General features: G+C 58.9%; 28 protein-coding genes, 1 tRNA gene and 3 pseudogenes. 12 read left to right on the top strand and 20 right to left on the bottom strand.

What is annotated here, in order from left to right:
• The first annotated feature begins 104 nt into the window (after positions 1 to 104).
• Together HGP13_RS19980 and HGP13_RS19975 are read left to right on the top strand one after the other, a co-directional pair.
• Positions 105 to 179 (top strand) — tRNA-Glu (locus HGP13_RS19980).
• A 125-nt stretch (positions 180 to 304) separates the two neighbouring features.
• Positions 305 to 535, top strand: a complete 231-nt coding sequence (locus tag HGP13_RS19975; protein ID WP_172228419.1) for a hypothetical protein — start codon at positions 305 to 307, stop codon at positions 533 to 535.
• Positions 536 to 858: 323 nt separating this feature from the next.
• On the opposite strand, the gene HGP13_RS19970 is transcribed toward HGP13_RS19975, so the two are convergent.
• From HGP13_RS19970 to HGP13_RS19960, 3 genes are read right to left on the bottom strand one after another with little or no spacing between them, the layout of a single operon-like run.
• Complete coding sequence (locus HGP13_RS19970; protein ID WP_172228417.1) at positions 859 to 1,041, bottom strand: hypothetical protein; 183 nt, start codon at positions 1,039 to 1,041, stop codon at positions 859 to 861.
• Positions 1,038 to 1,292: a hypothetical protein gene (locus tag HGP13_RS19965; RefSeq protein WP_172228415.1), complete on the bottom strand. Its 255-nt coding sequence runs from the start codon at positions 1,290 to 1,292 to the stop codon at positions 1,038 to 1,040. The genes HGP13_RS19970 and HGP13_RS19965 overlap by 4 nt, the downstream gene beginning before the upstream one ends.
• A 10-nt stretch (positions 1,293 to 1,302) precedes the next feature.
• On the bottom strand, positions 1,303 to 1,938 hold the full coding sequence (locus tag HGP13_RS19960) for a hypothetical protein (protein WP_172228413.1): 636 nt from the start codon (positions 1,936 to 1,938) through the stop codon (positions 1,303 to 1,305).
• Between the two features lie 59 nt (positions 1,939 to 1,997).
• On the opposite strand from HGP13_RS19960, the gene HGP13_RS19955 reads away from it, so the two are divergent.
• The 3 genes from HGP13_RS19955 (at position 1,998) to HGP13_RS19945 (ending at position 3,209) form a co-directional block, all read left to right on the top strand.
• Positions 1,998 to 2,249: a helix-turn-helix transcriptional regulator gene (locus HGP13_RS19955; RefSeq protein WP_348647149.1), complete on the top strand. Its 252-nt coding sequence runs from the start codon at positions 1,998 to 2,000 to the stop codon at positions 2,247 to 2,249.
• Positions 2,249 to 2,773 carry a hypothetical protein gene (locus HGP13_RS19950; RefSeq protein ID WP_172228411.1) on the top strand — a complete coding sequence of 175 codons (525 nt, stop codon included), beginning with the start codon at positions 2,249 to 2,251 and terminating at the stop codon, positions 2,771 to 2,773. Before HGP13_RS19955 ends, HGP13_RS19950 begins: the two co-directional genes overlap by 1 nt.
• 142 nt (positions 2,774 to 2,915) lie before the next feature.
• Complete coding sequence (locus HGP13_RS19945) at positions 2,916 to 3,209, top strand: hypothetical protein (protein ID WP_172228409.1); 294 nt, start codon at positions 2,916 to 2,918, stop codon at positions 3,207 to 3,209.
• A gap of 822 nt (positions 3,210 to 4,031) precedes the next feature.
• On the opposite strand, the gene HGP13_RS19940 is transcribed toward HGP13_RS19945, so the two are convergent.
• The 10 genes and pseudogenes from HGP13_RS19940 to HGP13_RS19895 all read right to left on the bottom strand — a co-directional run bounded on the left by HGP13_RS19940 (position 4,032) and on the right by HGP13_RS19895 (position 11,858).
• Positions 4,032 to 4,331: a hypothetical protein gene (locus HGP13_RS19940; RefSeq protein ID WP_172228407.1), complete on the bottom strand. Its 300-nt coding sequence runs from the start codon at positions 4,329 to 4,331 to the stop codon at positions 4,032 to 4,034.
• A gap of 72 nt (positions 4,332 to 4,403) precedes the next feature.
• The gene (locus HGP13_RS19935) at positions 4,404 to 5,267 is read right to left on the bottom strand and encodes an ATP-dependent DNA ligase (RefSeq protein WP_172228405.1); all 864 of its coding nucleotides are present in this window, start codon (positions 5,265 to 5,267) and stop codon (positions 4,404 to 4,406) included.
• Between the two features lie 1,174 nt (positions 5,268 to 6,441).
• Positions 6,442 to 6,636, bottom strand: a pseudogene (locus HGP13_RS19930) (hypothetical protein); the annotation flags it as partial.
• 495 nt (positions 6,637 to 7,131) lie between these two features.
• Complete coding sequence (locus HGP13_RS19925) at positions 7,132 to 7,809, bottom strand: outer membrane protein (RefSeq protein WP_172228403.1); 678 nt, start codon at positions 7,807 to 7,809, stop codon at positions 7,132 to 7,134.
• 44 nt (positions 7,810 to 7,853) lie between these two features.
• The gene (locus HGP13_RS19920) at positions 7,854 to 8,438 is read right to left on the bottom strand and encodes a hypothetical protein (RefSeq protein WP_172228401.1); all 585 of its coding nucleotides are present in this window, start codon (positions 8,436 to 8,438) and stop codon (positions 7,854 to 7,856) included.
• 27 nt (positions 8,439 to 8,465) lie between these two features.
• Entirely contained in the window at positions 8,466 to 8,771 is a 306-nt protein-coding gene (locus HGP13_RS19915) for a hypothetical protein (RefSeq protein ID WP_095081959.1), read from the bottom strand.
• A gap of 124 nt (positions 8,772 to 8,895) precedes the next feature.
• Positions 8,896 to 9,102 (bottom strand): LamG-like jellyroll fold domain-containing protein, encoded by a 207-nt coding sequence (locus tag HGP13_RS19910; RefSeq protein ID WP_172228399.1) that lies wholly within the window; start codon positions 9,100 to 9,102, stop codon positions 8,896 to 8,898.
• Between the two features lie 171 nt (positions 9,103 to 9,273).
• Positions 9,274 to 9,597 (bottom strand): HK97 family phage prohead protease, encoded by a 324-nt coding sequence (locus HGP13_RS19905; protein ID WP_172228397.1) that lies wholly within the window; start codon positions 9,595 to 9,597, stop codon positions 9,274 to 9,276.
• Positions 9,598 to 10,722: 1,125 nt separating this feature from the next.
• Positions 10,723 to 11,028 carry a hypothetical protein gene (locus HGP13_RS37600; protein WP_210266316.1) on the bottom strand — a complete coding sequence of 102 codons (306 nt, stop codon included), beginning with the start codon at positions 11,026 to 11,028 and terminating at the stop codon, positions 10,723 to 10,725.
• Positions 11,029 to 11,594: 566 nt separating this feature from the next.
• On the bottom strand, positions 11,595 to 11,858 hold the full coding sequence (locus HGP13_RS19895) for a PilZ domain-containing protein (RefSeq protein WP_172228395.1): 264 nt from the start codon (positions 11,856 to 11,858) through the stop codon (positions 11,595 to 11,597).
• A 170-nt stretch (positions 11,859 to 12,028) separates the two neighbouring features.
• Here HGP13_RS19895 and HGP13_RS38590 point away from each other — a divergent pair, with 170 nt between their 5' ends.
• Positions 12,029 to 12,160 (top strand): hypothetical protein, encoded by a 132-nt coding sequence (locus HGP13_RS38590; protein ID WP_281410969.1) that lies wholly within the window; start codon positions 12,029 to 12,031, stop codon positions 12,158 to 12,160.
• Between the two features lie 49 nt (positions 12,161 to 12,209).
• Here HGP13_RS38590 and HGP13_RS19890 read toward each other — a convergent pair whose 3' ends face one another.
• Genes HGP13_RS19890 through HGP13_RS19880 form a run of 3 tightly spaced genes read right to left on the bottom strand, consistent with a single transcriptional unit; the run spans position 12,210 to position 14,286 of the window.
• Positions 12,210 to 12,563, bottom strand: a complete 354-nt coding sequence (locus HGP13_RS19890) for a TadE/TadG family type IV pilus assembly protein (protein ID WP_246707071.1) — start codon at positions 12,561 to 12,563, stop codon at positions 12,210 to 12,212.
• 46 nt (positions 12,564 to 12,609) lie between these two features.
• Positions 12,610 to 13,035 (bottom strand): TadE/TadG family type IV pilus assembly protein, encoded by a 426-nt coding sequence (locus HGP13_RS19885; RefSeq protein WP_246707070.1) that lies wholly within the window; start codon positions 13,033 to 13,035, stop codon positions 12,610 to 12,612.
• 21 nt (positions 13,036 to 13,056) lie between these two features.
• Positions 13,057 to 14,286 (bottom strand): pilus assembly protein TadG-related protein, encoded by a 1,230-nt coding sequence (locus HGP13_RS19880; RefSeq protein WP_172228389.1) that lies wholly within the window; start codon positions 14,284 to 14,286, stop codon positions 13,057 to 13,059.
• 631 nt (positions 14,287 to 14,917) lie between these two features.
• Here HGP13_RS19880 and HGP13_RS19875 point away from each other — a divergent pair.
• A complete protein-coding gene (locus HGP13_RS19875; protein ID WP_172228387.1) occupies positions 14,918 to 15,430 on the top strand; it encodes a hypothetical protein in 513 nt (170 codons plus the stop codon).
• A 296-nt stretch (positions 15,431 to 15,726) separates the two neighbouring features.
• On the opposite strand, the gene HGP13_RS19865 is transcribed toward HGP13_RS19875, so the two are convergent.
• From HGP13_RS19865 to HGP13_RS19850, 4 genes are all read right to left on the bottom strand, one after another.
• On the bottom strand, positions 15,727 to 15,990 hold the full coding sequence (locus HGP13_RS19865) for a DUF6074 family protein (protein WP_172228385.1): 264 nt from the start codon (positions 15,988 to 15,990) through the stop codon (positions 15,727 to 15,729).
• Positions 15,991 to 16,198: 208 nt separating this feature from the next.
• A complete protein-coding gene (locus HGP13_RS19860) occupies positions 16,199 to 16,495 on the bottom strand; it encodes a DUF982 domain-containing protein (RefSeq protein ID WP_172228383.1) in 297 nt (98 codons plus the stop codon).
• A 180-nt stretch (positions 16,496 to 16,675) separates the two neighbouring features.
• On the bottom strand, positions 16,676 to 16,915 hold the full coding sequence (locus HGP13_RS19855) for a hypothetical protein (protein ID WP_246707069.1): 240 nt from the start codon (positions 16,913 to 16,915) through the stop codon (positions 16,676 to 16,678).
• A gap of 112 nt (positions 16,916 to 17,027) precedes the next feature.
• A complete protein-coding gene (locus HGP13_RS19850; protein WP_172228379.1) occupies positions 17,028 to 17,444 on the bottom strand; it encodes a hypothetical protein in 417 nt (138 codons plus the stop codon).
• A 198-nt stretch (positions 17,445 to 17,642) separates the two neighbouring features.
• On the opposite strand from HGP13_RS19850, the gene map reads away from it, so the two are divergent.
• From map to HGP13_RS19825, 5 genes and pseudogenes are all read left to right on the top strand, one after another.
• A complete protein-coding gene (map, locus tag HGP13_RS19845) occupies positions 17,643 to 18,470 on the top strand; it encodes a type I methionyl aminopeptidase (protein WP_172228377.1) in 828 nt (275 codons plus the stop codon).
• Between the two features lie 56 nt (positions 18,471 to 18,526).
• Positions 18,527 to 18,997 (top strand): annotated as a pseudogene (locus tag HGP13_RS19840) (UPF0758 domain-containing protein); the annotation flags it as partial.
• Between the two features lie 339 nt (positions 18,998 to 19,336).
• Entirely contained in the window at positions 19,337 to 19,924 is a 588-nt protein-coding gene (locus HGP13_RS19835; RefSeq protein WP_172228375.1) for a hypothetical protein, read from the top strand.
• Positions 19,925 to 20,150: 226 nt separating this feature from the next.
• Positions 20,151 to 20,353: pseudogene (locus HGP13_RS19830) on the top strand (JAB domain-containing protein); the annotation flags it as partial.
• 132 nt (positions 20,354 to 20,485) lie between these two features.
• Positions 20,486 to 21,727 carry a site-specific integrase gene (locus HGP13_RS19825; protein WP_172234785.1) on the top strand — a complete coding sequence of 414 codons (1,242 nt, stop codon included), beginning with the start codon at positions 20,486 to 20,488 and terminating at the stop codon, positions 21,725 to 21,727.
• The last annotated feature ends 5 nt before the right edge of the window (positions 21,728 to 21,732 follow it).

Here is a 21,732-nt window from a genome sequence, read left to right as displayed (position 1 = left end):
GTGATGAAGCCTCTGATTCCAAAGCCCGCAAAAAAGTTGTCCAAGGCGACAACTGACGGGTTGCCGGTTGCGCACAACGTCAGTATAAGCCGCTTCGTCTGAGCGCGCCCATCGTCTAGCGGTTAGGACACCGCCCTTTCACGGCGGTAACAGGGGTTCGATTCCCCTTGGGCGTACCAGATATTTCAAGCACTTAGCTGCAGACCTCTCTTCTCTGTCCAATTTTTGGCCAATATTCATCTAGCTTTTGTCGAGTCGAGAGATTCCTGTCACACTCCGCTCGCCAATGCGGCGGGAGGGGAAAATGCGAAAGGTGCTTCTTGGGCTGGCCGCTGCGGCACTCGCCGGCTGTTCAAACAGCGAGCCCCGATATCAGGTTTCACATGGCTCGATCGCTGCCTACATGAATCCTGGCCAATCGCAGCCAACGACCCTCTTACTTGATCGACAGACCGCTCAGACATGGTTCTTGGTGCGCGATGCCACCGGTGGAGTTACCTGGCTGCCCCTGGGCAAGCCGGACATGCTCAAATGAGCCGCATTATCGGGACGTTTGTCGCAACGACGGCTTTGATCGTTTCTTCGTTGCCCGCACTCACGGCGGACATGTGTTCAATGTCGCAGGATGAGGCACACGCTTCGGCCCGACAAGCGATTTGAGACAATGCCCTACACGACCCGCCTCCGATACGTCGCTCAAGCCCTTTACAAGGCGGCAGAGCAGAACTGCGAGCAATTCGATTATGTGCAGGCAAAGGCCACACTCGACGCGAGGCTGGAGGAAATTGGAGGCCAGTGATACATAGCAAAGGGCTCGTCACCATCGGCAGCGGGCCAAATTTCCCTACGTCGGGAATTTCACGGTCCCTTGGCTTCGCCCGCCATCTTCTCCGCCAGATCGCGGGCAATCCGCAGCATGGAGTCGACCGCTTGGTCGCGGTTGTGGTCGACGTTGCCGAAAACACGATCACAGATGACGTCGAGCAGATCGTGCAGGTGCTTCGCATCCGCCCGCAGATCATCGAGGGTCGGGGCGTTCATTTCGCACCCGCCGGCGTCAGCGCTTTGATCAACTGGACCTGATCAAAGTCATCCCATTCGATGAACGTCCTGGACGATGCCATGAACTCGCCCTTGCGCGCGGCTTCAGCCATGTTTGTCGGCTGATGATCGAACAGGGCTTGGCGCGTCTTGGTGACGAGTGCGCTGGCCCGCGCCTCGGCCGACGACTTCGGGTTATCGCCGGGCATGGCATCATATGCCGCCAGAGCCCCCACATGCGCGGCGATCAAGGCGCCGAGTTCACCAGCAATGGGCAAGCCGCCTTCGCCGCGTTCGTTGTTCCCAGGCCTGGTAGTAAGCTTTCTTCAGTTTGTGGGAAATCGACTCTGCCTGGCCGGCGACGAAGAAAAGCCGAGCCGCCTCCGAGCCGGTGACGATGACTTTGTCGTTGTCGTCGGGCCGATTGCTGAAAATCTCGCACATGTCCATGAGGACATCTATCATGTTGTCAGCATCACAGATCAGGGGCTCCAGATCAGTGAATTGGATCTTCTCTCCGGCCGGGTTGGTGGCGGCGCTCATGACTGCACCGCGCGATTGTGCTGCACAATGAGGGCGAAGCCGAACGAATGATCGACAGTAACCCGCCCACTCCCCGCCGTGCATACCTTCCATTGCTGCGGAAAGCTCCCTGGCAAGGCGCGTGACGCGCTCGCAGGGCGTTTCGACGGGTTCGTTGGCTATTAGCGCGGCGCTTCCAAAATCCGGGAACACCTTCGGCGGCGTGGCGACGGCAAACGCTGCTGTTGCGGCTCCCATGGCTGGAACTGCGGCGATAGCACTAAGCAGGGCGCGGCGTGAAAACCGGCCGATGATCGGCATTACCTCGGCAGCGGGCATAGCTTCGCCGGCCGCCGGAACTGTGAGTTTCGGCATGGTGGTTTGCTCCTGTGTCATATAAAAAAGTTGACGTACACAGATTGCTATTACTCGATATGGTCGATTCCATGATCAACCCTCCGCAGTCCAGAGCCGGCCGAGCCTTACTAAATTGGACGCAAACTCAGCTTGCCGAAGCTTCCCGCACAAGCGTTTCGACTATCCGGGATTTCGAGTCCGGCAAGCGAGCGCCAATGCCAAATAACTTGGAGGCGATTCGCCGCGCCCTCGAATCGGCCGGCGTCGAGTTCATCCCCGAGAATGGCGGAGGCGCCGGCGTGAGGCTGAAAAAGAGTGGCGGTGGCTAATGCCGGCGCTCTCAAAGCTTGATGCCGCGCGTCGCCAATTATTGGCGGCGATCCACATCCACTGGTACCTCGACGAGCCGTTGGCCGTCTACACCCTCGCTGCAAACTCCTGGGAAGTAGCGGACGCCTTGATCAACCATCAGGGTGGCAAACTTCGAATGATCGACCAGTTCGTTGCCGCCCATGGTAGGCCAGCAAAGGACTTTCGTGATCAACTAAATGGCCCGCGGAACTTCCTAAAACACGCCGATCGCGACCCGGACGCTTTACTGGCCAGCATCTCGGAAGAGGACTGCGACAGCACCGTCGGCGTAGCCTGCCTTGACTATATGGTCGCGTCCGGCCGAAGCCCGTACATTCTTGGTCTATTCATGACATGGTACGCTGCCATCTACCCGGCTAAGACAGGCGATTTCTTGCGCCACGAAGCCGAAACCGTTTTTCCGGGGCTCGCAGCTATGTCTAGGAAAGATCAGTACGCCGCAGCACGAGCTCGGCCACAAAATGGGGCAAGTCGCCGTTGATGGCAAACGCCAAGAATGAACTCACCGACAACTCTCGATGGACCAAGTTGCGAGACGCGCTCGGCTAGCTTCCGCGATCACACCATATGCAGGGATCGCCTTCGGTATATTAGCATCTGCTTGCGGCGGACCTGATGTCCGCTTGGCCGGCGTCATCCCAAGCCCACCCAGCTCCCAACTGGCACCGGCCATTTTCATCCACGCCACTTCGGGCGATTCTGTAGACCGACGCCACGACAAGGCGCATAGTTCGCTCATGTCGCAGCCTCAACGCACCGATCTAGCGAACGACAATGGCGAACCAGAAGATCACCTGGCGGCGGCGACTGCTGCCCTTTTCGCTTCGCTCAAGGATCTAGACGCTTCCATTGAAGTGCTTGCCAGCAAGATCAAGGCGCCTGCAGAGGGAGCGTCGCAACTGTGGCCTACACGGTGATTTGGTACGGGAAACAGGGCATCTTGGAGAAGTCTCCATTTGATGCCGAGAAAGCTGCGAGGGACCACGTCCTTGCAACGTTTCCCGATGGAAAGCGGGATGACGGTATCGTAGCGGTGGAAGTACGCAAAGAAGACGGCACTGTCGTATTCAGTCGAGCAGGCGGCAGCTAAATCTCAGCGGATTGGCTTCGGCGTGATCCCCTCGACCCGCACCTTGTCGCCGATCTCATAGGCGCGACGGGGGGACGTGTATCATTTTAATACAATCCCCAATTGGTGGACTCATGCGATGGATCGGCAGCTAGTGTCTCGGTCAGGGAGGGAGGCCTCGAACTGGGAGGAACGATGTTGCCTGTGCAAAAAGAAGACTATCGAGCTAACAGAGCCGACTATGTGATTGCCGCGATGCACGGCCGAACGACGTCTGATGACATTCGCAATGAGATACTGGCAAGAAAAGAAAAGTCCCTGTGGCTAAGAGATCATCGGCGATCCGCCAGATTGGTCGCAAATCCCTGTGAAAGTTTGCCAGCACCGAGAGACAGCAGAACCACCTCGTAAGAGACGCTGCCGGTGCCCGAAAGCCAACGGGCAAGTCTGCGGTACACAAACACAGCCGCAGGAATTGGAACCTTAATGCGGCATGGTGAACGAGGGGTTAAAGGAGCCGCACTTAACAACCAGTACGATTGGGAAGCCCGCGCCACTTGCGGGAGGCGCGGGCTGATCGGGGCCGGTGAAAATCCCGATCTTCGGTAACGATGAGGTGTGAAGCATCGCGTGCCGCAAGCAAAATTAGTTAGAGAGTGCTAATGTTCCGTCAAGCCGGTTTGGTGCGGTCGAAAGTCGGCTTCCAGTCGCGATTGCGCTCCCCCTGCTGGCCCTCGTAGTCAGGAATGAAGGTGAAGAAGACCGGGCGCCGATCGCGGCCAGCGGCCTTGCAATGGGAGCAGGCGAAGATCCTCACCAGATCGTCGTGCATGGAACCATGATCAGGGCCAAGCCTGTCGATGAGCGTCTGGACGTCGAGCTTGGTCGACTTGCAACATGCAGGGTGCCCGCAATGCACATAGACGGTTTCACGGGCGGCAAGGGTTTCGGCGAGGGTCTTTTGAGGCATGGCGATCTCCGTTGAAGGATCGCCGCAACGGGAGGATTATATTCCTGAGATCGATAGTGGCCGCAAGCGCTTCTATTGCTTATCCCGGAAATCCAGCAGCTTCGCGTGCCGCAGCTTATCCTCGCCCTTGAGGAACCGCACGCGGCCGACGAGACCGGGTTTCAGCCATTCGGCCTTGTCGTTCTTGACCCCTATCGGGACAGGTCCACCGACCTTTCCCTGCACGCGGTCCCAGAGGCGCTGGCGCATGTCAGCCTTGAAGGTGACGAAGGCGCCGCCGGCATAAAGGCCCTTGTCGGCCAAGAGCACCATCGCTGGCTTGCCGGCCTCGCGCTGCACGCCGATGATGTCCATTTCCTTTTCGCTGTAGCACTTGATCTTGCGCCAGTTCATCGTTGGCCCGCTGCGATAGGTGCTGTCCTTGCGCTTCGAGACCATGCCCTCCAGCCCTGCATTCTCGACCAGGCGATAGACGGCGTCGCCGGTGCCTGGCATCGCTTTGCTGAACTGAATGCGGCCGACGAGCGCGATCATCTCCTGTAGGATCTCGCGACGGTCATCCACAGGCAAGTTCCGCAAATCATGCCCGTTCAGGTGCAGGAGATCGAATGCCACCAAATACAGATCACGCGACGGCTTACGGTTGGTTATGGCTGATTGCAGAGCGCGGAAGTCGGACAGGCCGGCCTCGTTGACCGTGATCGCCTCGCCATCGATGATGAAGTTCTGAGCCTCGATCGCCTCCGCCTCTTCGGCGAGATGGATATAGCGGCTCGTCCAGTCATAGCCGTTCTTGGTGATCAGCCGAATACCATCTTCATCCTTGATAAGCTGCGTCCGGTAGCCATCGAACTTGATCTCATGCAGCCATTCACCGCCCTGTGGCGGCGTGTCGACCAGATCCGGTTCCATGGGCTTGATGAACTTCAGACGCATGCACTGACCTGCATAATGCGGGTCAATTAGCGCACGCTAAAACAGTTCCGGAACATTTTAGACGAATTGAAGTTCGATCTGACGCCACGGTCTTGCAATTGCCCCCAAAGAGAGCCGCCAGCGCGAGGGGCGTGGGCTATCGATTGGGGCGGTCCGTCGACATAGCGTCAAAAACCAGCAAGCACCCCGCTAAAGACGCTGCCCCGACTAGCAGTTCGTCTGCGGTCAATCCGAGAAAATGGGCGAAATCAAAAGCCAACACCGCTGCCATGCTCGCTACCTATGATGGAGTCCGGAACTCATCGCTCAGGTAGAACCGTTAGAGTGCGCTAATGTTCCGATCTGCACCTCTGAGGAGACTGCCACACGCGTTTACCGCGTTGTCAGATCAGACTTTGCCCGGATTGTGGCCCGATCTCTCTCGGAGTACAATAATTGTAGGGCTGGGAGAAAAATCAAATGTCTACTTTTTGGATGGGTGGCACGGCTGTCGTCGTCTTTGCGTTCATCGCGATCGTTGCTTTGGATTACTTGAGCAACAGACAAAAGCGGGACACCACCCAGCCGTGAGCCGATGCGCTCGTACGCTTCCGACAGTCGGCTAGCGAGCAAACTTGCGCGGCCACGTTCATCGCATCCACGAAACAGCTAGCAGACAGCGATCGGCTTCTTGGCGGTAATCCAAGAACTCACTCTCTTCTTGCAGTGTGCGTTCGCACATTTCACCCTGTGTAAAGACCAACCCCAGTAGCTTTCCACTTTCCTTCGCGCTGAATTGCTTGGCCAACAATTTCTTGTAGTGCACCAGCATGTCTGCCGGGACTGCGAAGCCACGCCGAAAGTCTGCGGCGGCTTTCTGGGTGCGGGTGATGCCCAACTGGCTGGCCGTAGCTTTAACAGAAGCCACGCTACAGTTAAGCATTGCGGCTATAACTTTCGGGCTATCGTTGTTTGCATAGCCTTCCTTTATTACCATCCGCCGTTCTGTCGTTCGAATTCGCTGACGAGCGGCGCTTCTATCCATCTGATTTCTCCGAACTTTCCCGGAGAGAACAACAGCCGTGGATGCAGGCTGTTCCGCACCACGGCTTGGATAAGACCAATGCGTTTTGCCGATCAGACTTAAGTCCGATCTCGGTAGCAAGCCTATACGGGCAAGCCAGGGTCGTAGGCAAACAATCGCGTCCAGGATCGTCCGATACAGGCTGTCGACCTCCTCGTCGATCTCGTTCCGCTTGGTGCCGATCGCCTTGGCGTCCGCAATCAGCTTGTGCGTGAGTTCGTCAACGGAGATGACATCCGCTTTCGTCGTCTCGGTGACGTTATTGGCCAGCCATCGATGCAAGAAGTTGATTCCGCGTGCGGTCATGCCGCGAATAAGCTCGAGCTGTCGCTTAGGTTCCGGCATACGAGTTGCCGCCTGCGGGGGCGAAGCCTTTAGCGCGATGCTTCAATCTATGAAAGCGAGGCTCTGCCTGTTGGCGATGGTAGCGACGATCGGCAACTAGAGCCGACAATGCTCCTACCAAACGGGAAACCTTTGATGGATGCCTCAACGCTGGTATCGAGAAGGATTTGTGTGAACCGGCGGACTTGGTGGCTCGTGCGATATTGTTCGAATGCAAGTCTCAACCCTACGACGTGATCATATCCGTGCCTTCGATGCCTCCGCCCTTGGAAAACATCACAATGGCGAAGAGAAACCGCAAGGATAAGATCGAGGAGGTTTTGAGCCGCTTGCTGGAGTACCGACTGCAACATCCATGCAAAGGAAACTAAAACCGAGCCCTTTTAGCGCTTCGGTCTCGGCACGAACTCCTCAATCCGCGCCTTCACTCCGTCCTGGATCATCGCGCGGACTATCTCAGAACTTGTAGTTAATTCTGGCCACAACAGTGTTCTCGGTCTCGCGAGCGCTAAGCACGAAGGCCGGGCCTGCTAAGCTGCTGGCGCCATTTTTCGAGCCAAAATCGTAATAGTTCCATTCGACGCCAGCGGTCCAATGGTCACTGAAAGCATATTCAACGCCGAGGCCAGCAGTCCAACCAACCCGAGACCCACCCCCAAAAGACTGCAGCAAAAGCTGCGTCTCTGCAAACTTGTACTTGCTGAACGCAACGCCGCCATCGCCATAGATAAGCACCCGATCGATTGCGTACCCAAGGCGTCCGCGCACCGAACCCAGATAGTCCTGCTTGGTTTGGCAGACCGACCCTGGCGTAGCCGGACATTGACTATCACCCTTTACAGTAGAGCCTGCGAAGTCGCCCTCGATGCCAATGACGAATTGGTTGATCTGGTAGTTGTAACCGATCTGTCCGCCGTACACGGCTCCGGACCCGTTTGTATTGAAGGGAACGAAGCTCCCCGGAGGGATTGCCGGCGACCACCGGCTGTCATTCCAGGCGCCTCCAACTTGTGCGCCGATATAGAAGCCGGTCCATGAGTACGGCATCGCGGCGACGGGCTCAACGAGGTCGGCCGCCAGAACTGGAGAAGAGGCTGCCAAAAACGCAACGGAACAGATGAGCGCGAGTTTCATGCCTTCGTCTCCAAAATCATTAACTTCTAGCTTTGCGCATTTTCTCACGAAGAGTCTGCGCTACTTTTGCAACAGGGCGGAATATTCCACGATTGAAAGTCGGCTTCCGGTCGCGGTCCATGCGTCTCCTGGCGCCTCGCGGTGGCCTCAATACAGCGCTTCTCGACGCGCTCCCCGAATAGGTCGAGCTCGGCCTTCTTCTGTGCCTCACGGGCCTTGCGATAGGCCTCCGGTAGCGGTTGCCAGTCGGCCGGCTTCTGCCTCATGCACCACTTCTCGCCGCGGAAACCCCAATGCTCGATCGCGACGAGATCCGAGCCATCGAACCAGCATGATACGTTCAGCTTGGCGAAATGCAGAACTCGAGCCGCCCACCAGACCTTATCAATTTCGAGGTCGACGGGACCTTCCTTCCACGGCGTCCAGCCCTTGCCAGGCCGCTCACAAGTTCGTGATCCTGCATGGTTCGCTTTAGCCTGTCTCGTTTCGGGACGAAAAATGCTGGCATCGGATTTGCATTGCATAGATTGCCGGTGTTCCTCCCACCAGCCCTGATCGCGGGGATCAGGAAGTAAACCTTCGCCGGGCTTGAGGAATTGGGGTTCCTCGCCCGGCGAGTTTTCTTTCAATGCTGTGGCGCGGCACGCCCTGGCCGGCTACCTTGCCACGAAGAGATTGCTCGCAATGCATTTATGGACCGGGCAATAATCTGTGTCGGTCGTCGGCACACCTGCGCCAGTAGCCACCTCGCCAGGACCGCATTGCTTCTGCCCGCTGACATAGAGGTCGTAGCGCGTCAGGCTGAGGTTGAATATGGAGCGGTAGCGAATGACGGTGGTGCCGTCCTGCTTCAGTAGTGCCTGAACTTCGGCGCAACTCAGGCCGGCGATATCCCTGCGCTCTTGCGCTTGAGCCTGCACCACGAGGAAGAGTAACGGAATTGCAATCGCGATCGGTTTCATGGCGCCCACCAGCGTTTTCGCCCGACCGATGGTGTAGACTTGACCAACCGATATGAAAAGCCCTCTGCCTTTGGCCTCGCCAAGCGGACAGGGTGAAGGCGAGGAGTGGCATGATGCCTGCGCCTTAGCTCCTCGGGAAGGCCGCTGTCGGCGCCGTGAAACCGCTATCCGAAGCATAACGGGCCACGCCTTTGGTGATGCGGACCTCATCAATCCAGCCGTTGAAATTGAAGCCAGATGTGTTGCCGTCGGCGCCGATGCTGAGAACCGCTCCTGAAGGATTGATGGTGCGGTGGGTGGACGAGGCCACCATCGTGCCGTTCAGGTACATCCTGTACTTGGTCCCGTCGCGTCAGGATCGGCGGCACCCAGACATAGGCGGCCGGAAGCCGGCACTTTCCCCACACTGCGTCGTCTGAAGCGTCGGGACAGGCGACGCCGTGCCGGTGCCGCCAACGTGAAGGATCCCGACGCCGACTTGCAGATCATGAAGGCCCGCCATTTATTGACAAGCCCCAATCAGATCGCCGCGGAATTCGGTGATCAGCGCCGCCGGGTCGAGGGGCAGCTCGCACAGCGAGATTTCATCGATGCGATTGACCTCCGTCAGGATTCGTATCCCGCAACGCATTTCATCCCAGGCGGCACCCTTCGGGCCGAGCGAGAGACCGGTCAAATCGCCCTCGCGGTAGAGCGCAATCGCCTCCTGGGCGCGCGGGTTATTCCATAGGCGGCCGGTGACGAACAGGCCGCGGCCGTGGTCGGCGATCGCGATCCATTCCCGATTTCGGGCCCCTCGTGGTTGGGCAACATCTTCGGCTTGCAACCGCGCTTCAGGAGGTCACGGAAGGCGCCAGCCGCTACGATGTAGCGACCGCTCAAGACGCCGAAGTTCGAGGCGTACCCCGCGACCATCATGCGGCCGCGATCCGGTTTTCACATGCACGGACTAAAGAAACTCCGGTTTCGACATCCACGCACTGGAAAAACTCTGAAAAAATAGCCTGTGGCGCATAAACGCAAATGGGCAAGAAGCCTTGTGCTGCAAGGGCTCCCTCGGGGGGACCAGTCGACCAAAAAGCCGCCATTGGCCTTTCAGTGAATATGGCTAGACAGCGCTAGACGGTTTAGAAGCCCTTTCACAGCGGTAACAGGGGTTCGATTCCCCTTGGGCGTACCAGATATTTCAAATCAGTTGAGAAGTGGCCTCCGGTGCATCGCAGACGGGCGGCCTAGCTCTGTGGTTTGTTGCAAACATGTCGACCCCTTTGCCAAAGCCTGACCGACTGCGCCTTACCTGATCGACAAAGCCTTGAGTGCGAGACAAAGCTCATACCCATCGCCGCCAAAAAAGCGATACGCTACTTCCTTGTCACATACGGCTGATGTGGTCGCAGACCGTCCGCGCAGCGAACACGGATAGTCCTGCTTCGTCTCGCAGGTTGTAGTCGAAATTTCCGCACCTGGGATACCAATGACGACCTGATTGATGTGATAGTTTGTGGCCGATCTGGCCGCCGAATACGCCTCCGGAACCGTTTGCATTAAAGGGAACAAAGCCTGGTGAAGAGACAGGCGACTAACGGTAACCCGAGAGACTGTCGGGCCTCTTCATCTTTGATCGAATGTCGGCTTCGAGTCGCGGTGTCGAGCGTGCAGCCCGTTTTTGTAAATCCGCGCGAGCACATCGCGAGCAGACTCGGCGCGCTCGCGTGTGCAGCCGATCAGTATTTTCCCGCCCAAGTTTGCCGGCTCGCCGGTGACTTCATCCCAAACCGTCCAGTCGCCTGTCGGCTCAAGAAGGCAACTGAACCTACCTGGGCTTTCTTCCATTGCTCCATCCCTCAATATGGGTGGAGCGTTTCATTATATTAGCAATTGCGCAAGTAACGATTGGCGATAGATCACTACCTCCTTCAGTCAAGGTTAATTTGCGAAATAGTGAGAAAGCCTAGCGCTTCTTCACGCTCCCGATGTGGGTTGTAACTGCCTTGTCGGTCATCTCTGGCTCTGGTGAGCATGTGAAAAGCTCGCGCTCTCGGCCAAAGGCGCGCACTTCTACCGGGAAGCAGGGGACTGGTTGGTGTTGCCTGACGTCGCCTTTCAAACCCTGCGCAGCTTTAATCACGGCCTTGCGGCTGTTACCGTGTTTTATGATTAACTCCCAAGCCAGGTCCGGCGTCAAACCGTTCTCTGTGGCGAAATATTCGACCTGATGGTCGTGAATAGCATCCTGCCTGCGCTTATCGCTGGCCATTTGAGCCTCCGCGCTGCCCAGTTTGGGCTACGAGCGCCACTTTGGGTGAAGCGAGCCGCTCCAGCCATAGCGGGTCAGTCGATTTGGGATCGCCCCCCGCATCGCCCAAGCTAAATGCATATTAGCAATAGCTCAACTACGACTGAAGTCCCTAAATCCCTCGACCGAACGCAGGTTTCCAGGCGCGATTGCGCTTCGCCTGGAGGCCTTCGTAGTCAGGGCTGCATGTGAAGAACACCGGACGCCGGCGAGGGTCTTTTGGGGCATGGCGATCTCCGTTGAACGGCGGTGGCAACGTGAATCTGCAGGAGGACTCATGCGTGTCTGCTCACGCCAGCGCAGAACGCAACTCCATTAGAGCAGGCTAGAGTCTGCCGTCTATGAACTTTGGCATAGGTAGAAAGGGGCGAACCAGGAGGCGAAACGCGATGCAGCCAAGCGTCTGCGAATTCATCCCAATAAGTGGCACCACTCGCTCCTTGCCGTCCTTGCGAGCCTGGGCGCCATGCATCCAGGCGTGGTTGATGCGCTCCTAGTCCTCTTGGCCACATCCATTGTCAGCATCCTCAATAAATCTGCACGCCGAGCCGCTCGTTCTTTCTCCACCGCACCACGGCACGATATTCGACACCATCTGCACGGACGTGCAGGACGAATCGTTCAGGAACAACCACGCCCGGGTCCACTCGCAGCTCCGCACCATGGGCATGCTGATTTCTGACGGAACAGGCGATTTTCACATCCCCGGTAATGATGGCACCATCCTTTAGAACAGCCGTCCGGAGATGTGAGCGTCGTTCGATTGGTGGATCATCGGGGTTGCCACTCATTCTATCATTCCTCCCCCAAAAACCTGCAGCGAAGTGCATAAACTAGCCCACAGCAACAGCGATTCAATTAGCATGCACTAAAATAGTTCCGGAACTTTTACTGCGACGCGAGGGTCGATCGGCAATGACGAAGCTGTCAGACCTTGGACCGCCCATTCCGGGCAAGCTGCATGGACCTCATCCGCGAAAAGGGTCATTTCTACAACTGCCCGAACTGCGGCCAGAAGGTCGATCAGCGCGACTTACGGCAAATCCTCGGGCATGAAGAGCAGCGGCCGGGACGCTCGGTGAGTTCGACCTAAAATGACCGACGAGGCCGCCGGTGAAAGCGCGGGCGTGAGACTCGCGAGCCTAACCGCCGACCAGCGGCACGGTAACGGTGGTCGCGTAATTGATCGGGAAAGCGCTGAAATAAGGGAAGTCGATAACGAAGGCGTAGGTGGCGGTCAGATGCGCCATGCGGAACCCGCCGCTCGCCGGATCGATGGCGATCGTCACGTTCACGTCCTTCAAACCCAAGGCCTGCAATTTCTGCGTGGCGATTGATTGGATGTCGGCCTGGGTCAGCGTGTTCTGAAGCTGCAGCGAGCGTGATGACGTCTCAAGCGTATAACGAACGCTGGACACGGAGTGCATCGACCAGCCCAGGGCGAAGATCCCGAACAGCAGTATCATGAGGAACGGCGCAATCAGGGCGAACTCCAACCCAGCCCCACCCGACCGATCCCGCCTGAAGGCGCTTGCCCCAGACCTAGCGGACACGGATCACCTCCAGATGGCCGATGATGCTGGGGGCAGAAAAGACACCGAAGGTGAAGGGCGGTGTCCAGGTCGCGGATGCCTGGATCTGGACAAAGACCGATGGCACCTTCGGCCCACTGCACAGGGTGGAAGCGTCGACCACGGTCGCCCCGCACATGTAGATCCGGCTTAACGTGACCTGGCCATCCGCCGGCCGCTTCTCCCAGCTCGACATGGCAACCGCCTGAGTCGCCGTATCGCTGGTCGATCCTTCCATGACCAGGTTCGCGGCGGTCTTGACTCCGGCCCGCATCGACAGCGAGTTCGTCATATAGGACCAACCGTCGACGATGCCGAGCAGCGCCACACACAGGAAAGGCAAGACCAACGCAAACTCGACCGCGGCAACGCCTGCATCATCGTTCAGGATCGGCATCGATGGGCGTTCCACGAAAGGTTACTCGACCAGTTCGACGGACTGCGCGGCCGGAATGTTGCGCATCCCAAGGCTCGTGCAATCCTGATTGATGGTTGAGTTGCCGGACCATTGGATCAAATTCGCGACGACCTGGGTGCACCCGTTTACACCGGAGAAATTGCCGAGATAGTTGACCTGCTGCCTGGGGAAATAGAGCGCCCCCGTCAGCAGCGAATCCGCCGTGCCGTTGAAGGTGCTCTGTCCACCAGTGCTGGTCCTGTCTCCATACATCAGCACGCCGGAATAGGTGCCGGACGTCGGCGCGCTCAAAGAGACGGTGGCGTTGCCGTTCATCGAGACGCGCGAAGCACCGGCGAGATAAATAGTGACGCCGTCTCCAGTGACATTGGCGTTCGCATTGACTTTGAAATCGCCGCTCTGGATGACATAGACGCCAGGCTGCATCGTGACTGTGCCGCTAAGGCTGAGCCCATTGCAGTAGGTGCCGGGTTTCAGCGGCGACTTGTTGGCGTTCTGGCAGGGGTTCGACGCCGCCGGTGCCTGGACGTCTGCAAATGGATCGGCGGCGGGCAGCGCCTGCGTGATCGGGGCCGCGCAAACGGTCGTGACGGGATTGCTGAGAGAAACACCGCCCCCTGATATCAGGCAATCAACCTGGAGGCCTGCCGAGCCCTGAAGCTTGATAGCATCCGAGGCGATCGAATTGGCCATGACCGAGCAGCCAATGAGCTTCACGCTGGTGTTGCCCGAAAACAGCGCGGCCTGCGAAGCGGACGGATCGAGCGCGAGCACGCAAGCCTTCGAGGCATCGGAAATAAGAGCCACCGCCCTCGCCTGCTCGGGAACCTGGCCTTGCGTGAAGATCGAGGTGAAGATCCGGTCGAGCTTCTGGCCGACGATGACCTCGACCGCCTTCTTCGCCGTGTTGGGTCCGGACGCCGGCGGAGTGTTGACAACGATCGTGCCCGAGCCAAGCCCGTTCGTCGCCGCTGACTGGGTCGCTGCCGCAACGATCGTCGGCGTGTCGGAACCCGAGATTTTCTCCAGCGCGCCGGCATAGGCAGCGGCATCCGCCGTCGCCTGCAGTTTCAGGCTGTTGTAATACCAGTAGGAGGTTTCCACACCGAAGCCGGCGGCGCCGACAACGATCGGCAGGCTGAGGGCGAAGATGGTGGCAACATTTGCCCTGGTACTCCGGCGTATACCGGTCGCCATGACCCGAATTAGGGTGAAGCAATTGAAAGCCATAGCTTAAATTAGAAAGCACGCATATATGAAGGAACGGCTAAAAAGTTCCGTTCATTTGTGAATTGGCTTCAAACAGCCGGCCCCTGGCTGACCGGTGCGCGAGACGAACAAAGTCTCAAGCGGCCGGGCGGCGCCCCCGGCAATGTGTGGCAACCTTCCGCCCGCGAAAGCCTTGGAGCTACATGTTGCTGGCCGGACGTACCGGAGGCGACGGGCGATGCACCGGCCTGTGTCGCGGCCCACGTGGAGTGTCCGGCAAGGATGCGCGGATCGGTTTAACGGACACGGACAGCGCATCCGCACGGCGCTTCAGCACCTTGGCTGACATCGTCGCAACGATATCCCGTATATCCATGGGCGCTCCTCCCGAGCAGCCCCCGCCACCACTTGATTAGCAACGAAGCAACCTCTCCGCATTTAACCTTGACATATCGAAGCGGCGCGATGCCGCTCGATTGCCGGCCTCATCGGGTTCGGTGTTCCATTGGCGATCGCCCCGGTCAGGCAGGACGTTGGTCCGAGATATCGGCGACATAAGTCTTATATGTCGCTTTCATCGGTTCTCCCTGGCCAATTCAGGAATAATCCAGCGACTGGCCACGTTGCCTTCAAGTTAGCAAGGAGGACCATCATGCCAAAATTGACTTCAACCCAGTTTATCCGTTTTGCATTGCGTGCCTCGACAGCGTTGGCTTTGACGTCAGCCCCATATCAAATAAACCTTCACGCCGTGGCCAAGATCGGCCCTGCCGCAGCCTACGCGAAGGGGGAAGGTAGCGGCGGCGGTGGTGGCGGAGAGGGCCATGGCGGCAGCTCGGGTTCTGGCGGCAATTCCGGCTCCGGCGGAGGAGATGGCGGCAAGTCCGGCTCCGATGGCGGAGGAGATGACGGCGGCAATTCCGGGTCCAGCGGTCATGACAATGGGGCGGGCGACAACCATGACGCCAACGATGACGGCCACGATGTCAACCCGACGACCGGCGATAAGGTCGAAGTGGACGGCGACAAGGTGGAGGTCACTCATCCCGATGGAACCAAGGAGGAGGTCGAGAACGGCAAGTTCGAGATGAAGGATGCAACGGGCCGTACCATCATCGTGCGCCCTGCCACTCCTGACGATATAGCCCGTCTGCGGGGCGCATAAGCCCAAATAGGTTGAGGCGGGGCTGGTTCATCAACAGACCCCGCCTCTTCAATGTCTCGCTTCGCGGATCAGTTCCCGCGTTCCTACCAGTTCACCCTGAACCCGACATTGCCACCATACGTCTGCACCTTGTCAGCGAACTTGCCATCAAAAGTGGCGAACACCGAGGTGTTGGAACTCCAGTTCAGCTTGACGCCGGCGTTGACGGCGACCGCGTCTTCAGCGGCTGCGGCGCCCTGAACGACGAAGGAGTAGCCGGGCGCTGCCTGGAAGCCTGGTTCGACCGAGCGGTTGCTTCAGGCAGAAAGAACTGGAACCGCCTCGGCCGTCAGTCCACTCGAAAGCTCTCTTTGTACGGCCAGGAAAAACCTGCGTACTTCTTCACTGGCTGTTGCTCTGTCTCTTCCTGACCCGACAACGAGGTCAAGCAACTCGGCTGCTTTAGCCCTCCAGAACGAGGCTGCGGGTTCGCCATGCAGATGGTCGAGCTTGGCTGCAACTTCTCTGACCAGGAATAGCTGACGGTCGATTGGGAATGCACGAACTTTTTCTGGGGACATCTTCCGAACCATGAGACTGACGCAACGAATCAAACATTGCCGAACAAGCAATGGCGTAGCCTCTGATGTGGAAACGGAAGCTTAACGCCGCCGTCTATGCGTCGTCATGGAAGGACACGCATGCCATGATCCGCACACGAGATCATCACGCGTTCAAGCAAAGTTGGTTGAGAGGCGGAGTTGGTCGATTGGACAGGCGAAGCAGTCGTCAGGCCTGCAGCGCCCTCGCCTCGCTGCCACGCTTGCGCGGCGCCATCATGTCGCTGGCCATCAGTCCGGTGACACGGCAGAACGCCATGAACGCGCGGCAGGCATCCTCGGTCTTGACCACGTCCACCGTGGCGCCAAAGCAGGCATTGAAGGCTCTTTGATACACCGGTCCCTGCCGGCGTGCCGGCCAGTCCTGGAGAAAATCCAGCGCCTGCTCGACGCTGTAAATCTCCTCGACGGGCAAGCCGGGGCCTTGCGCAATGCGCACCGGCACCTCGAATTGCAATCTGTCCATCAGACATCTCCCGAACTGGCGTCGCCCAAGCAACGCCGTTCGTCGTCAAAAGTTGCTTTGACCCGTTTGTGCCACGCAAATGTGTCGTCACTGCGGAAGCGGTGATTTTCGCTGCAAATGGTTGAGGAAAGCCTGCCGGTGCGAGGTAATCCGGCAGACCTTTCCAAGTAGCCAGCGCGACTACTGATTGGCCGGGTCAGTCTCCGCCTCGAAGGCCATGCGCACCACGGTCAGCAGAACATAGGCCGACGGCAAGGCGAAGATGGCGCCAAGGACGAGCGCTCCGGCTCCCGACAGATAGAGCGTCTCGGCGATCGCCCAGTAGACGGTTCCGACGCAGATGAAGGCCTGAACCGAGAGAAATGAAGCGGCCGAGGCCGCACGCGACAGGCTTTTGAATGTCTTGATACGTTGTTGCATTGCAATCATCCGGAAATGACGCGCCGCGCCACCGATGCGCGGCTCTCGGCCGCCGCACGGGTTGCGACGCGAATGGCTTGAACTAGAAGGTGAACGTGCGGTCCTGGACCGCTCAGGCCTGCGTGGACGGCGGCGCACGTGGCTGGTTGGTGCTCGCGCCAGGGGCGGAGACCGTGCCGGATCCGGCAAAAGTCACCGCCGGCGACATCGGAGCGAGTCGAAGGAGAACAGCTTGCGGAACCGGCAAGGCCGGATGGCCGCCGGCGAACTTGGCCAGCACCAGCCGCGCAGCGCGAACCTCCAGTGCCTGGGCCTTGTTGGTGACGCGCAGCAGCGCCGCCACCTCGCCCGAGCGCTCCAGGCCGACGCCGACGCCTCCCTGGGCAGGGTCCGCGAAGGCGGGCAGATCGGGCCGGCCGAGGAACAGCATCGCCAGCAGCACCAGGCCCATCAGACATGAGCAGGCTGCCGTCAGCGGCGCTTCAAGCGATCGGACGCGCTTGGGAAACGGAGGCGATCTCCAAGACATACCCCGCCCTAGCGCACGATGGCCGGAAAGGAAAGCAACCATGCAAAACCGACAAGAGATCGCCCCAGCGAGACGAATATCCGGGCGGCTCAGGCTGCATCACGCAGTTCCTCCTTGAACCTTTTGCCTCCAAATGCCAAATCTGGTGGGATTTTCACGCCAGCACTCCTGCAGCGCGCCACCTCTCATACGGACAAAATGGTCACCTATCTCGACGCCGCGACGGCCCCTCTTCGAAACACCGGCCAGATCCGCCTCTATGGCGAGGACGGTTTTGCCGGCATGCGCAAGGCATGCGACCTTACCGCGCGTTGCCTGGACGAGTTGGTGCCGATGGTTGCGCCCGGCGTCACCACGGACACTATCGACCGTTTCGTCTTCGAGTTCGGCATGGATCACGGCGCACTGCCGGCGACGCTCAACTATCGCGGCTACACGAAATCGTCCTGCACCTCGATCAACCACGTCGTCTGTCACGGCATTCCCGACAACAAGCCGCTGAAGGATGGCGATATCGTCAACATCGACGTCACCTACATCCTCGATGGCTGGCACGGCGATTCCTCGCGCATGTATCCGGTCGGCACGATCAAGCGCGCGGCCGAGCGGCTGCTAGAGGTCACCCATGAATGCCTGATGCGCGGCATCGCGGCCGTCAGGCCGGGTGCCCGCACCGGCGCCATTGGCGCCGCCATCCAGACTTTTGCGGAGGCGGAACGCTGCTCGGTGGTGCGTGATTTCTGCGGCCACGGCGTCGGCCAGCTCTTCCACGACGCTCCGAATATCCTGCACTATGGCAGCGCCAATGAAGGCGTCGAGATGCGGCCAGGCATGATCTTCACCATCGAGCCGATGATCAACCTCGGCCGACCGCATGTGAAAGTGCTGTCGGATGGCTGGACGGCGGTGACGCGCGACCGTTCGCTGTCGGCGCAGTACGAGCACACGATCGGCGTGACCGACACCGGCTGCGAGATTTTCACGCTCTCGCCCAACAACCTCGACCGTCCCGGCCTGCCGGCCTAGTATTTGACACGCCGGGCGACTGCTTTGCCCGACTGATTGGCCGGATGCGGGGGCAGATGGGGAAAGCCAGCGACGACGACGAGCGGAGTTTCTTTTCCGAGGTGCCGGTCCGGCCAGCGGCGAAGGCCAAGCCGGCTCCAGCCGAAAAACCTGGTTATCTCGGCCATCGCGACCGCTTGCGTGAGCGCTTTGCCTCGGCGGGTCCAGACGCCCTGCCCGACCATGAACTTCTGGAGCTCTTGCTGTTCCGGCTGATCCCGCGCGCCGACACCAAGCCGGCCGCCAAGGCGCTGCTGGCACGCTTCGGCACGCTGGCCGAAGTGCTTGGCGCGCCCGTCAACCTGCTGCAGGAGGTCAAGGGCATCGGCCCGGCTGTGGCGTTCGCCCTGAAGGTTGTCGCTGCGACGGCGCAGCGCATGGCGCGTGGCGAGGTCCATGGCCGCGAGGACCTTTCATCCTGGACGCAGCTTCTCGCTTATTGCCGCTCGGCCATGGCCTTCGAGGCGCGCGAGCAGTTCCGCGGTCTTATGTAGCAAACGCACCAATCGCGTCGAGCCGCCTCCGAAGGAGGGAGCCTTGAGCTAGGCGGCGCGCCGTGTGGGCGCGAGCGGCGTTGGCCGCGGTCTTAGGTTGTCTCGTTTGGACCGGACCGGCTGACGCGCAAGCGAGGTTTGTTGCCGTCTCGCCTAATCCAATAATTCAGAATGAGATGCTTAACGTCCTTGCTGACGACCGGCTTGTATTGCAAGTGGCAATTCAGGTTGCAACTCAGCCCATGCTGCCGTTCGAAGCTATCGAACATGTTTAGCGGTATCGTCTGGTCAATGACAACCACCTCGTCACCCGGGTGCAACGTCGGCTGCCCGATGAAGCTGCATATCAAACGTCACTGGGACGCTTTTGGCTTGGCTCATATCCTCTGGCGGGTCGCCAAGAACCGTTTCGCTCAATCGTATGGCATGCCCGACATTCATAGCCGGAGTTTGCCCGCCATTTCGGATCACCAGTTTGATGGTAACGCCGGTAATTTCGGCAGTTTTAGGGTTGAAAACAAAGTCGGCGAGGATCGTCTTCACAAGCAGATAGGCACGCAGTTGCGCTTCATTGGCGTCACGGGCGATTTGGTTGGCTTCTCTCGCCTGCTCAACCGCAGCGGTGTTTGCGGTGAGAGTCCGCCAAATAAAGAAGATACCGATGACCGTGAAGACGACGCCAGCCCACGAAGCCGCATGCATTCCTGTGGTGTCTTCAGCGACCGACTGCTGGGCTGCGAGATCACACCAGTCAGGCTGGGCTTTCTGGCCGTTGTCGGCTGGCTGGGCTTCTGGTTTGCCGGTAGAGGAATGGATACTGGCGGCCGCAAAGGGGCTGTCTGGATACTGCTGGGCGCAACGCTGTGCGTAGTAGGAACTTTGATGTTTGCTGGTGCTGTAAGCGACGGATCGCCCTTGTAGCCGAGGATCAACAGCACCGCGTCTATGTGCTGTAGCTGGTGAGCCAGATCCGCGCCTTTGAACCGGATTGCGCCGGATATCTCGGATCGCTTCGCCATCAGCGTGTTGATGGCGTGTTCGTATCGGGTGGAGCGGACGATAGGGGCAACTCTTGGCATCCCCGGATTTTATGGGAACCCACCCTTTAGGTCGTGCGAGAAGTTGGTGCGTTTGCTACATAAGACCGCAGTTCCGCATCCTGTTCCTTGACAAGAAGAACGGCTGATCGCCGACGAGGTGCAACAGACCGGCACTGTCGACCATACGCCCGTCTATCCCCGGGAAGTGGTCAAGCGGGCACTCGAACTCTCGGCCACCGCGATCATCCTGATCCACAACCATCCATTTCGCCCTCCAAACGTCACGAACAATCCCGCTCAATCACATTGAATCATTGATCTTTTTTGGTCTTGCGTACAGGGGGCAGTTTTTGGCATATTGGAGGCGGTTTTCGGCGACCGAACGCCTTACCGTCACCAATTAGCGGGCCCATACCGCCCCCAAATCTGCACGAGTCCAGCCATGCCCAGCCTCACTGACGGAGCCATTCGGCGAGCAATCAAACAGGTCGAGAAGTCAGGCAAGCAGGCGGACCTCGCCGATGGCGAAGGTCGCGGCACGGGTCGGCTGGTGCTGGTTTTGAAGGCCATGCCGACGCGAGTGACAGCAGAGTGGATGGCCCAGCAGTGGAGCGACGGCAAACGGACGAAAAAGAAGATCGGTTCCTATCCATCGACCTCTCTGGCTGGAGCGCGCGAACTCTTCCAGCGCGACTTCGCCAATCTCATCCAGAAAGGCCGAAGCATCAAGATCGCCACGGATACCCGGCCCGGGACCGTCGGCGATCTCTTCGAGGCCTATGTCGAGAACCTCAGGGAGAACGGCAAGTCCTCCTGGAAGGAAGCCGAGAAGGGACTAAACAAGGTTGCCGACACACTCGGGCGCAATCGGCTAGCGCGCGAGATCGAACCCGATGAAGTGGCCAACGTCATCCGCCCTATCTACGAGCGCGGTGCCCGGGTCATGGCGGATCACGTCCGAAGCTATGTCCGTTCCGCCTACAGCTGGGGCATGAAGTCCGAGCATGACTATCGGAACAGTTCCCCTCGCCGCTTCCGGCTTGCCTATAATCCGGCGGCGGGCATCCCGACCGAACCAAAGAATGTCGGCACCCGCTGGCTGGATGAGGACGAATATGTGCGGCTCTATCGCTGGCTCGAATGCCCCGACACTCCCGTGCATCCGCCGTACCCCCGCGCCATCCGCATCCTCATGCTGACTGGACAACGTGTCGAGGAGATTGCCCGACTGCACGTCGATCAGTGGGATGCCGCCGAAGAAATCATCGACTGGTCGAAGACGAAGAACAGCCGGCCGCACGCGATACCCGTTCCCGCGCTGGCCGCCGAGTTGATCAATTCCCTCAAGCCGAACAAATTTGGGTGGTTCTTTCCATCAGCGAACGACCCGTCCGTACCGGTCAGCCACAACACCCTATACAGCTTCATCTGGAGGCAGCGCGAGCGTGGCGTTATCCCGGTGGTGACCAATCGGGATTTGCGGCGAACTTGGAAGACACTCGCCGGCAAAGCCGGGGTGACGAAGGAAATCCGCGACCGCATCCAGAACCATGCCCTGCATGATGTCAGCTCGAAGAATTACGACAGATGGAACTACATGCCGGAAAAGCGCGCCGGCATGAAGAAGTGGGACAAGTTCATCACCGCGTTGCTTACCAAGGGGCAGAACCGCAAAGCCGCCTGACCTAA

It is taken from the genome of Mesorhizobium sp. NZP2077 (assembly GCF_013170805.1).
Lineage (GTDB): Bacteria > Pseudomonadota > Alphaproteobacteria > Rhizobiales > Rhizobiaceae > Mesorhizobium.
Note: the sequence above shows the minus strand (reverse complement) of the source record. Positions and strands in the feature narration are given on the sequence as shown.